An 11,826-nucleotide genomic window follows, 5' to 3' on the forward strand; every position below is an offset into this window, starting at 1 on the left:
AAAGTGTAAATTTGCAATCTTTTATAGAGCTTTCTGGGTCACCACATTGGATCAAAAAAGGAATTAAAGCCCAAGTTAAACAAAACGCTTTCATGCTGTGCTCCTAATAATTTACTAAATCTAATGACTGTTATTTTTTACTTAACTTAGATTTTTATAGGTGAATCAACTCTCACTGTTTATATCTGCCGTTTACCTGGGATGCTATATCTTAGCTGCTTAAAAACCTTAAATTTATCCGATTACTATCAAAGAATTAATTGGCTTGACGATATTATGTTACAATCCGTAAAATGGGACAGTTTTATAATTGTATGTTTCCACATACCTAGTACTTACGGAGCTTCTTAATGAACTCTTTAGTTTTATGTTTTATATTATTTTTTTCCACTGCTAGCGACCAAGTTACGCAAAATGTTGCTCATGGCCAAATTAATTGGACTGATAAAACACTTACGGTTACTGGTAGCGGTGCCCCAAATTTAAAAGCAGCCAACGCCGCAGCAGCCAGGCTGGGGGCAGAACGAGCCGCCAAGCTTGACGCTATGCGAAATGCCCTTGAAACTATTCGCGGATTACGACTCTCTGGCAATATAGCTGCAAGTACTACTTTAGATGCTACGCCTGAACTAAAAGCAAAGGTGAGTGGTGTTATACAAGGCTTTAAAACCGCTGATATAAAATATTATTCAGATGGTGGCGTTGATGTAATTTTAACCGGACCACTTGATGGGATCTTATCAGAATTACTGGCTACGAATGTAGGTAATAACTCTGATTCTGCAACTGTTGCCGAGCCGGCGGTTAGCAGTAAAATCAGTGGAATTATTATCAATAGCAAAGGTTTAAAATTAACCCCAGCACTTACACCTAAACTTGTTGATGAAGAAGGCAACATTGTCTATTCAGCTGCACAGATCAATATTGATGCTTTTCGCGAGCACGGTATGATTGAATACATTAAAAATATTGAGCTCGCCAAAAAAAGTATTCGCATCGGCACAAAGCCTTTAATTATAAAAGCCAAAGCTTTAGCAGCGCCTAAAAGTGCCGATATAATTATTACTAATGATGATGCCCAAAAAATTCGTAAATTAAGCGCTATACTCACTCAAGGTAAAGTGGTTATTGTTTGCGACTAGCTCCCTGTAAAAACGCCAATTAGGACATTAACTTATTGCCACTTAATTAGGAGGCAGCAAAAACATGTTAAAGATAATTAATATAAACACAAAGACCACATTACTCAAAGTGTTCACCGTATTTCTTATGACATCTCTTATAACACTTTACGCACATACTACTTTTTCTAAAATAAATAATATTAAAGCCACCAAGGTGCAAGCAGTTGGGCAAGCAGCGATTATTGACAATGACAATATTATGGCGCGCGACAAAGCCATAGCTGATGCATTACGCAAAGCGATTGAGCAAGCCGTTGGCACTATGGTGACAAGTGAGACTTTAACCCAAAACTTCGAACTCATCTCCGACCGCATCTATAGTAAGGCTAAAGGCTATGTGCGCTCTTATAAAATTATGGCCGAAAATAAAAATGAAGGTGTCTATCAGGTTACTATCGAAGCAAATGTTGCTGCCGGCAATTTACATAATGACCTCGATGGCTTGCTAGCGGTTCTTAAAACTAAAAACATGCCTCGGGTGCTGGTTATGGTAGCCGAACAAAATGTCGGTCAAGCCGGTGCCGATTTTTGGTGGGGCAACTCAACCTTTAGCACCAACCTTGATGTGGTTGACAATACCTTTGTTAATACTTGGCGACCTAAAGGTTTGAAATTTATCGATCGCCAAGCACTTAATGGCAAATTGACAACGTCATCTGCCCTTACTAGTGCTGAACCTAGTGATGCTGCCGTTAAAGAATTTGCTGCTATGGCAGGCGCTGAACTTGTTATTATAGGCAAAGCTGTGGCTATTGATACTGGCCCGGTTATGGATACGAAAATGCATTCAATACGTGCCAATATTTCGGTGCGTACCTTAAATTTAGACACCGGAGAAATCCTCTGTACTTCAATGCAATCTTTAGCTGTAGCTCATATAGACCCAGTTACTGGTGGTACATTAGCTTTGCAAAAAGTAGCCCAGCGCGCAGCTGATGATTTATTACAAAAAATCACTGCACAATGGGAAAGACATACTGCGGGGCCGATGGCAATTAAGTTAGTACTTAAAAATATTACAAAGATGAAACAACTACGCACGATTAAACGTGTGCTTAGCAATAAAACTCGCGGTGTTGTTGAAGTGCGGCAAAGATTATTTAAAGCCCCTACTGCTGAACTTGAAATTGAATATAAAGGTTCAGTACAAGATTTAGCTGATGCACTTGAATCGGCTAAATTTGAAAAAATCACATTAGCGGTTGATGAAATAACTGCTAACACTGTTGTGGTAGTACTTAAATGAAAATACTATTTTTAAAAGATGCTCACCGAGCACACCGTTTTATATTTGCTGCTGCACCACCTATAATTTTTGCTGTAATCGCAGCATTACAGTCAATGCCAGTAACTGCTGCCAAAAATTCCGATACTACCGTATTAAGCTTGGCTCTGGGCGATGTGCAAAAAAGATCCAAAGCTGGTGGCAACTTTAACAAGGCAGCAACTGGTACCATCTTTTACGAAGGTGATCGCTTACGCACTGGCCTAGCTTCACGCGCTGAACTTAAACTTGCCGATGGTTCGGTGCTACGCTTATTTGAAAAATCAGAAGTAGTAGTACGAACTGCGCGTTTTAAAAACTCGCAACGCCAACGTTTTTCTGCCAAATTAACCTTAGGTCGACTTTGGGCTGCAGTTATCGGCGCTGTTGGCAATAAAAAAGGAACCGGAGCCTTTGAAATAAGCACCCCTAATGCAGTATGTGGTGTTCGTGGTACTCGTTTTAATACAGAAATAGATAATAATGGTACGACTACCGTTAAAGTTTACAACGGTCGTGTTCTTATTTCGAATCGACCAATATATGCCCGCAGTGGAGCTACTAAAAATAATCGTGTACAAGTTCCTGGCCCCCAAGAAGTCAGCCGTAAACAGTGGGAAGAAATGGTTGCTGACGCTATGCAGCAAGTAACTATTGCTGCTAACGGTAAAATGAGTGCACCACAAGCTTTTACTGCTAGTGGTGATGATTGGGAAAGTTGGAATGAAGCGCGTGATAGAGATTCGGGATTTAAAGAGTAAAGACATAGCATTTATTAAGACCGGTAAACGGCTTAATTAAATGCTAAACTAAGTTGTACGAATAACCTCGGCGGTAATTTATGAAACCAAAACTATCCATACTTACACTTGTTGCTGCGGTAACAATGAGTTTTAATCTAGTAGGCTGTGATCAGCCTCTTTTACAAAAAATTAAAAATATTAATGCCCCCAATGAGCAAAACAGTTGTGCTCCTGATGCACCAGCAAGTGATTTAGCGGCAACAGCTTATAACGACCATATCTAATTACACTGGGTATCGAGTGCTACTACCGCACAAGGTTTCACTATAGAACGACATCTGCCTGGCGAAAGCGCCCTTGGCGAAATCGCGCGCGTTGATGCCACCACTTTTCTTATAGTGATACTAATGTGACAATGGGTCGTGTTTATATCTATCAGGTACGCAGCTATCGCCAAGTTGCTGCCGAAGATTGCTTTTCTACACCTACTGATGCTCTAAGTGTAACTACCCCACCGGTAGCGCTTATTGATATCTCGATTACTCCAGCCGGCCCTGATATTTTGCAGCTAGTATTAACCGATACTAATCAAGGCACCGTGCAATATCAAATCGAACGACGTCAAGGAACTGATGCTTTTACTGAACGAGGTCCGCTGCTAGTAACCACACTTTCTGATGCTGCGCAACCTATTTTCTTAGATGCTGTGACCCCTGGTGAAAGTTATGATTATCGCGTTGCGGTGGTTAATGAAAGTGGTACTTCTGATTGGCTGCCGCGAAACGCAACTGCATCAACTGCCCCGGTTTTAACCTGGAGTGGCACTACCCCCGAGTTGACACCTGTGTGTAGTTTACATTTAAGTGGAAGCGCCAGTTTTGATGATACCTGGCGTGGTAGTTTTCAAAGTGCAAGTGCTGTTGTTGATGGGGCGACCACGACAAGCGCTACTGCTAGTGGATTATATGCTACCCTTACTGACTTAAACGAAAGAACATTTACCGCCACCTGGACAGTTAATGATAATCTTGGCGGTAGCACCTCACTAACGCAAAACTTAAACCTATCGGTATAGCCGCCATTGGCACGGGGATTTACTTGCGCTTCTTTGGCGCTGATCCAGATCGCTATAATAATGTACGTACGCAAGTAAAAGTTGAAGCAAATAACTCACCGTTAAAACTCACTTATCCTACAACGACAAATTATGTTTCTAGTACAACCCATTATGAAAGCAGCATCAGCATAGCCCCAATGTTTGGACCATTCTTTGGCGCCATGGGTACATTTTAAACGTCCAAGATACCAATTTTTTTTGTTAGAAATCTATTCTTAACTGCGAAGATCTTCAAAACCAGTCTTCTGTGAGGTTGCGCCATTGTGGTGCGCCGGCCGGGGGCTCTTATTATTAAAGGGATGCAAATGCATAAGTTACTAGTATCACGAGCAAAACGTATTTGGCTTACCAATTTCGCACTCACAATCACTAGTGCTTTGGTTATGCTAATCGCTTCAAACGCGGCTGCTCAAGCAGCACCAGAGTTAGTTAAATACGGTAATCGTTGGCTTATTACTGCATATGATGACACTTCACCTGTACATCAGCAACATGCTACTCAGGGATTATGTTTTAAGTATATTGGCACTGTCGGTACACATATGCGTTATATTTGGTGGTCTGACACTTTTCACGATTGGAATGGCACAGCTTCTCAAGAAGGTGATCAGATATTTATGTACGGAGACTATGCCGACGACACAGGTCACGACGGTATGCAGTGGTCAATTGTTACCTCAAGTCCAAACAATATTGGTGCTGGACATTGGCGTGAATGGCGAGAAGATGGCAACTTTGGCAAAACCATTGGCTTTGGTAATGCTAAATTCGAAAGAGTCGGATATTGTAAAATTAGCATCGACGAAGCCAAATACATTGAGACCGAAAAAGATATCAGTGGCGTAGTCCCTGTTAATCCTCTTGCGCCTCAAGACAACGACGAACTCAGACAATAACTTTCGTTTGCTTACGCTGAAAAAACGCACTCATATGTAGTCAGGGGACATCCCCCAATATCCTTTCTATTTGCCACCAATTCCACAGCACTTATTTTCTTATCTATTTTTGGTGGGCTCCCTTAACATCATAGTTATGTTTGCAAAACTGTTTTAATTATTTAAAAAGTAAGCTGACTTACTTTGCCATTTTCTATATAATCACAGCCATGTGCTTATTATCTATAGCCCGCGCGAGTGCCGCAAAATCGTGCTTACTTTAATGGGTAAATAGAGGTCATGGTATTTTTTACTAAAACTCATGCTTGCGTTCGCTATCATAACGATAAGCAAAGCAGCTATACTTACACCCTTCGTCTCGTACAATGGCTGGCTACTTTGCGTTGCCCGCTGTCATGCGCTCATTGTCTTACTGGCGATGTGCATATCCCCGATATGCCACTCACGGTGGTCTTGCGCCTAATCGACGAAATAGCCTCACTCAACGTTGAAGAATTCTTGATAACCGGTGGTGAGCCATTGGTTCGCGAAGATCTTCCAGAGATCATCGCGCGCCTTGCTGATCGAAAAATACGCTACAGCCTCAATACCGCCATTTATCCAACACCTACACAACAACAAGCTTTTACGCGCTGGCCACCAGCATTCGTTGCAGTTAGCATCGACGGCCCTGAAGCATGTCATGATAGCTTTCGTGCTAATCGTGGGGCGCTTACTGCGGCGCTTCGCACCATAGAATTCTTCTCTCATCTCTGTCCGGTGGCGGCTGGCACTACCGTATCCACGGTGAATTATAAAGAGCTTGATCGCACTTTGGGACTGGTAGCACAAAGTGGTGCCTCGTCATGGGGTCTGCATCTTCTCGTCGCTGAAGGCAGAGCCGCGACTCGACCCGAACTATTTCTCTCTCACTCGCAACTTAAACACTTGTTGGCATTTATCGCGCGTCGGCGTAGCTATTTTCCCGTGTCACTGGCCGATGAAGTCGGATACTGTGGTGACCACGAGCCGTTAGTACGGGATGATCCGCTTTGGTGCGGTGCTGGTCGTGCTCAGTGTGTGATCTTGCCTGACGGTGAGGTGGTGCCTTGCACCACACTCGATCATAGTGAAAGTGCCGGTAACATTCACCGGCAATCTCTTCGCGATATTTGGGAACATGGTTTTTCAAAACTACGACAATATACCCCAGAAGGAAAATGCCGCCATTGTGAATATGCCCGAGCCTGCGGTGGAGGTTGTTGGCTTATGCGCCGCCACAATACCGCGTGCTTTCGTGATGTATGGCATATGCCTGGGGTATTACGTACTGCCGCGGGGGTAGCCGCATGTCTTGGTGTTCTTGGCTTGCCCGACACTAATGTAGTGCATGCAAAAAACCACGCTAAAGCCAAAACCGCGTTGCCGATCGATTGCATCGCACTTGTACAACAGCATCCATCAATAGCAGCTCCAGGATCTCCAGTTATCGAGCCTAGCATCGAAAGACGAATTTTATGCTGGTATGATGAAGCGACCACGCAACGTTTTTTACACGGTATATATAATGCTGATGCCAACACCACTGTTTTTAGCAATCAAGGCGAGGCCTTTCTCGCGGCGATGAGCACTGGTAAACTCGCCAATGATATCCCCACGCGAGTAGCGGCGGTAGAGCAAGCGCTCACTACCTCTGAGCCTTCACTGGCGCTGGCAGCACTTTTATGGCGAGCGCTAGCCGAACCCTGTCTTGATGGTGGTCCGGTGGCCGCGCGCCCGATCAATGAACGTCAGGCCTTGCGAAAAGCGTTAGGTGCACTTGCTCGCACCGCCTTTGCTTGGCGTGCAGCATCCTTCGCTAAGCGTCTCAAGCCTTATCTGCAGCGAGGTGACAAATATGTAGCTCCCAGCTTTTTAAAGAAAAAAGGCATGACGCGACCGATCCTGTGGCGCGAGCTGTACTATGATACGCAACAAGAACGTTGGGGTAATGACAAAAATGAAGCATTAGAAGCATATCTGCAGCGCCATCCTTATGCCGAAGAATTAAGTTTACAGATCGTAGAAATTGTCGGTAAAGTTGAGTTGACAAACTTTTTGAGACAAGAAGTTACCAGTAGCTATTTAGAAATTTTCGATATCATCACTACCGATGATGCTCCTGCAACCTTGATTATCAACGAGGTAACGACCAACCGCGAACTACATGAACGCCGCATTATATTACCGGCAAATGCAGAGATAACCTATGCAGATGTGCTACGTTTGGCGCATGAGCAATACGCTACCGAACTTGATACTGCCTCCATGCATCTTGCTGCCGGCAGCGGTTATAGCTTTGGGTTTATGGCAATTGATCCTCTGCTGCTGCAATCGATGCGAACTCTTGCCTCAACCACTACTGATGATCAGCACTTTCGTCTAATTCACTCCAAACGCTGGCTTGCTGATTTCTGGATGTTTTAGAGTGTGTATTTAGCCAAGATGATATAGGAATACAATAATTTATAAAAATAAGGTTTTATAAAGAAATCAAATGACTAGTCAGCGCATTAATGACATAACCATAATCGGCGGTGGCATTGTCGGTATTTCTACCGCCTTGACAATTTTGCAAAAAGCTCCATCAATACGTCTTTGTGTACTTGAAGCTGAAAATCAGCTTGCCGCTCATCAAACCGGCAATAATAGTGGCGTTATTCACTCTGGTCTTTATTACCAACCTGGCTCTCTTAAAGCTCACAATTGCTATCATGGCAGAGCAAAATTGCTGCGCTTTTGTGATGAAGAAAATATACCTTATGAACTATGTGGCAAAATCGTAGTCGCAACCCAAAAAGCTCAGCTAGCAAAGCTTAACCAACTTGAACAACACGCCAAGCAAAATGGTCTTGCTGGGGTCAAACCCATTACTGCAGATGAAATAAAAAATTATGAACCCCATGCTGCAGGTATCGCAGGTCTTTATGTACCAGAAACTGGCATCATTGATTTTCGTCAAGTTGTTACTGCCATGGCTAAGCGAATAAAAAACGCTGGTGGTCAAATTATAACTAATGCAAAGGTAATAAAAATCGTTCGCAAGGCCACAGAAATTATCTTAGTTAGCAAATCGGGCGATTATAAAACCCGTGCTATTATTAATTGCGCGGGCTTGCAGTCTGATCGTGTTGCACGAATAAGCAATGTTATTCCTAATGAACGTATAGTCCCGTTTCGCGGTGATTACTTTACTCTTAAAGAATCAGCGCAGCATTTAGTTAAGCATCTTATCTATCCGGTGCCAGATCCTCGCTTCCCGTTTTTAGGGGTGCACTTTACTCGTCGTATTAATGGTGAATTCGAAGCCGGACCAAATGCAGTACTAGCTTTAAAACGTGAAGGCTATAAACGCACTAGTTTTTCATTACGCGATACTTGCGAAACTTTATCATATACCGGCTTCTGGCGTATGGCTTTTCGTTATTGGCAAACGGGCCTAGCTGAAATGTGGCGTGCGTTTAGTAAAAAAGCTTTTGTGAAAGATTTGCAGCGGCTAGTTCCCGAAATTACTGCTACGCATGTTACCTACAGTAGAGCTGGTGTACGTGCCCAAACGCTTAACTCTCATGGGCAACTGATTAATGATTTCTGTTTGCTTGAACGAGAAAAAATGATTCACGTTCTTAACGCGCCATCACCTGCGGCCACGGCGTCTTTAGCGATTGCTGAAACTATTGCTGAACGATTTTTAAAAAACAAATGCGATTAGGGGGGTGCCTACATGTCCAATTATAAAAAAATACTAAAATGACATCAGTTTAATCTTTACCTATTGCTTAATAGTGCTATCTTACTACCCGATTATGGCAAAATGTATCCGTTGCAACAGTGGTGGGGCCAAACGTTTTTGTGCAACCTTAAAAATAACATTTGTCCAATTTGTTGTGCAGAGCAAATTGCCAATATAAATTGACTTGTCACGATGAAATTCTCGGGGTTGATAGCAATCGCCCCAACGAGCTCGCAAGGCTATCAATTGCGGCAGCATCAGGCAAAGTAACTTTTAATTGAAAGTTACCGTTTTCGTCTTTTTCTAAGCATTCATGCAACCGCTGTTTGAACATCTTTGTCATTGCTTGGGATTCATTATTTTCTTCTTGCTGCGCCAGCATTTCACCAAGAAAATTAAATGCTGCACCTAAAAGATGCCCGCCGGCCAGAGAAATTTGTTTTTGCTGCAAAATATTTTTAGTTACTTGTTCTTGCCGAGTTCTCTCGCTTTCATCAAATATAGCTTCGGGTTTTGCCCCGAGAAGAATTTCAAGACGGCTCTTTAACTCATCCATACCGATGGCAAGATCAACGGCATCGATTTCGCTATCTATGTCAAGTGCTGCGTTTGCTAGATCATTTTTTGCTGCTAGCGTACCAAGAAGATTTTCTTCAATGGTAGCTTCAGTTACCATTATATAAACCTGCACTGGCTGTGTTTGCCCCATGCGATGGGCTCTACCAATACGTTGCTCTAATACTGCCGGATTCCAAGGCAGATCGACATTGATAATGGTATTGGCGGCTTGTAAATTTAAACCGGTGGCGCCCGCATTGGTTGCAAGAAATACCTTACAATCTTGATCGGTTTGAAACTGATGCACTAATTGCTGCCGCTTCTTTTGTAATACCGATCCGTCAAGCCGCACAAATCGTAAACCATAACGTTTAAGAATCGGCTCTATAAGATTCAGCATAGTTGTCCATTCTGAAAAGATAATGGTTTTGCGATTTTCTTCATTGGCAATCCGCTCAAGCAAATTATCAATTTCTATAAGTTTGCTTGAATAGCTAGGTTCCTGCTTGTCTATTAAAAATGTACTATCTGCAACCATGCGACACATAAGCAACGCTTTGCGTAACCTAAGCAAATCCATCTCAGAAATATAAGGTTTTTTCACAATAGAGCTAACGATTTTCATGTTGGTGCCGTGCATACATAATTGCTCATCTGTCGGTGCGATGCGCATAATCTTTGTCGTACGTGGTGGCAATTGCTTCATTACCGAAGTACGGGTGCGGCGCAGTAATATTGGTTTTAAACGCTCTCTTAACTCAGCAAGATTTTTATAACCTAGCACCTTGCCACTTTCGTCAATTATGCGATGCTGATTAAAAAATCGAAAAGCCGGCCCCAAACGGCGATCATCAATAAAGCTAATAATCGAGTATAGTTCGTCTAAGCGATTCTCTAAAGGCGTACCAGTAAGCACCAGAGCAAATCGAGATTGCAAGCCCTTTACAATACGACTGGTTTTCGCCTCCCAATTTTTAATGCGTTGCCCTTCGTCTAAAATAATCAGATCCCATTTAACCTGTTCAATGGCGAGAATATCGCGAAATACCTGCTCGTAATTACAGATAGTAAAAAAATAATCGTTATCATATTGCTTTACTCGTTGCTGCGCGCTGCCAATTACAAGTTGACAGTCGCGATTGGCAAAACGATGTATCTCATTGCACCATTGGGATTTCAAAGAAGTTGGGCAAATAATAAGTACCTTTTTTATACCCGCCTGTTGTGCGAGTAACTCAGCTACCCCAACACCCTGAATAGTTTTACCTAAGCCCATATCGTCGGCAAGAATGGCCCGACCCGCGCCGACTGCGAAAGCTATGCCGTCCATTTGATATGGCAACAACTCAAATTTTAACAATTTTTTGCGCAAAGGATGCGCAGCCGGGTTGTTTCGAATATTGTTTATCAGACCCTCTAAGCGTCGTTGCTGTAGTTGATATTGAATATACTCTTCTGCATCTGGGTATATGTTTACTTTGTATCCGCTTGCTTCTAACTTATTAACGCAAGAAAGCAACATATGAATATCATGAATTGATTTATTCTGCACCGGTTGCACAATCTTAGCTATTTCTTGATCGATTTTTTCTGGCAAAAGCAGACGCAACTCTAAATTTTTGCCATAGTGCATATGTACACTTATATTTTTGCGTTGGTAGGGCTGCTTGCAAACCGCCGCGGGAAAGCGTTGCTTGAGTTTGCCTAAAACATTGAGTATATGCTTGCATGTGCCTAATGTGTTCTTACGAAAATCAGGACAAGAGCAATATGATTCGCCCGGATTCCAACCTCTAATAGCCACGCGGTGGGTTTTACCCGACTCAGTATTGGTAACCGTATAATCAGTCCAGATCGTGGTAGGATCCATAGACTTAAGAATCATCTTTTCTTTTTTAGCACGCTCTTGTCTATCTTGCAGAGCCTTTACTAGCAACTCTTCGTCACTAAGACTCGCAACTGGTTTTCGCTCTGGTGGCGGTTTTGCTAAACCTAGCGCTATCTTTTCTTCAAGGATAAGTGCTAGGGCTGCCCCAACATGTTCGCACGCTGAGGTACAAACGCTGCATTGCAAATGCAATCTCTGCCGTGCATTATCGGCCAAACTAATGCTTGCGAATACTTCACCAAAGCCAAGATCGAGGCGAAAAATTTCATTATCAAAAATCACCTGTGTATCAATGTTGGTGATATCAAACTTACCACCTTGTCTTATAAGCCTTTCGCCATCAGGCCCGAGTAACTTACATGCAGCCCGATAGGTAAGCCGTGATAGTATATCTTTAAGAGTAAGCTCGCTTCTGTGTTTGGTTG

General features: G+C 42.9%; 10 protein-coding genes. 9 read left to right on the forward strand and 1 reads right to left on the reverse strand.

Annotated elements, in window-relative coordinates; translation table 11 throughout:
- Positions 1-350: 350 nt before the first annotated feature.
- The 9 genes from JW841_03150 to lhgO all read left to right on the forward strand — a co-directional run bounded on the left by JW841_03150 (position 351) and on the right by lhgO (position 8,934).
- Positions 351-1,142: a hypothetical protein gene (locus JW841_03150; GenBank protein MBN1959918.1), complete on the forward strand. Its 792-nt coding sequence runs from the start codon at positions 351-353 to the stop codon at positions 1,140-1,142.
- A gap of 64 nt (positions 1,143-1,206) precedes the next feature.
- Entirely contained in the window at positions 1,207-2,430 is a 1,224-nt protein-coding gene (locus tag JW841_03155) for a flagellar assembly protein T N-terminal domain-containing protein (GenBank protein MBN1959919.1), read from the forward strand.
- The gene (locus tag JW841_03160) at positions 2,427-3,209 is read left to right on the forward strand and encodes a FecR domain-containing protein (GenBank protein MBN1959920.1); all 783 of its coding nucleotides are present in this window, start codon (positions 2,427-2,429) and stop codon (positions 3,207-3,209) included. The genes JW841_03155 and JW841_03160 overlap by 4 nt, the downstream gene beginning before the upstream one ends.
- Before the next feature lie 80 nt (positions 3,210-3,289).
- Positions 3,290-3,475, forward strand: a complete 186-nt coding sequence (locus JW841_03165) for a hypothetical protein (protein ID MBN1959921.1) — start codon at positions 3,290-3,292, stop codon at positions 3,473-3,475.
- A gap of 131 nt (positions 3,476-3,606) precedes the next feature.
- Positions 3,607-4,266 (forward strand): hypothetical protein, encoded by a 660-nt coding sequence (locus JW841_03170; protein MBN1959922.1) that lies wholly within the window; start codon positions 3,607-3,609, stop codon positions 4,264-4,266.
- Positions 4,267-4,289: 23 nt separating this feature from the next.
- Positions 4,290-4,484, forward strand: coding sequence for a hypothetical protein (locus JW841_03175; GenBank protein MBN1959923.1), 195 nt, complete (start codon positions 4,290-4,292; stop codon positions 4,482-4,484).
- Between the two features lie 129 nt (positions 4,485-4,613).
- Positions 4,614-5,204, forward strand: a complete 591-nt coding sequence (locus JW841_03180; protein MBN1959924.1) for a hypothetical protein — start codon at positions 4,614-4,616, stop codon at positions 5,202-5,204.
- Between the two features lie 279 nt (positions 5,205-5,483).
- Complete coding sequence (locus JW841_03185; protein MBN1959925.1) at positions 5,484-7,649, forward strand: SPASM domain-containing protein; 2,166 nt, start codon at positions 5,484-5,486, stop codon at positions 7,647-7,649.
- A 70-nt stretch (positions 7,650-7,719) separates the two neighbouring features.
- Positions 7,720-8,934, forward strand: coding sequence for an L-2-hydroxyglutarate oxidase (gene lhgO / locus JW841_03190; GenBank protein ID MBN1959926.1), 1,215 nt, complete (start codon positions 7,720-7,722; stop codon positions 8,932-8,934).
- A gap of 208 nt (positions 8,935-9,142) precedes the next feature.
- On the opposite strand, the gene JW841_03195 is transcribed toward lhgO, so the two are convergent.
- Positions 9,143-11,826: DEAD/DEAH box helicase (locus JW841_03195; GenBank protein MBN1959927.1), on the reverse strand; the 2,684-nt coding region annotated here is incomplete at its 5' end.

The sequence above is a fragment of the Deltaproteobacteria bacterium genome, from assembly GCA_016931625.1.
In the GTDB taxonomy this organism is placed as follows: domain Bacteria; phylum Myxococcota; class XYA12-FULL-58-9; order XYA12-FULL-58-9; family JAFGEK01; genus JAFGEK01.

Excerpts from the sequence above, each read along its gene's own strand:
- JW841_03150 (MBN1959918.1), top strand. The coding sequence starts at position 351 with ATGAACTCTTTAGTTTTATGTTTTATATTATTTTTTTCCACTGCTAGC.
- JW841_03155 (MBN1959919.1), top strand. The coding sequence starts at position 1,207 with ATGTTAAAGATAATTAATATAAACACAAAGACCACATTACTCAAAGTG.
- JW841_03160 (MBN1959920.1), top strand. The coding sequence starts at position 2,427 with ATGAAAATACTATTTTTAAAAGATGCTCACCGAGCACACCGTTTTATA.
- JW841_03165 (MBN1959921.1), top strand. The coding sequence starts at position 3,290 with ATGAAACCAAAACTATCCATACTTACACTTGTTGCTGCGGTAACAATG.
- JW841_03170 (MBN1959922.1), top strand. The coding sequence starts at position 3,607 with ATGGGTCGTGTTTATATCTATCAGGTACGCAGCTATCGCCAAGTTGCT.
- JW841_03180 (MBN1959924.1), top strand. The coding sequence starts at position 4,614 with ATGCATAAGTTACTAGTATCACGAGCAAAACGTATTTGGCTTACCAAT.
- JW841_03185 (MBN1959925.1), top strand. The coding sequence starts at position 5,484 with ATGGTATTTTTTACTAAAACTCATGCTTGCGTTCGCTATCATAACGAT.
- lhgO (MBN1959926.1), top strand. The coding sequence starts at position 7,720 with ATGACTAGTCAGCGCATTAATGACATAACCATAATCGGCGGTGGCATT.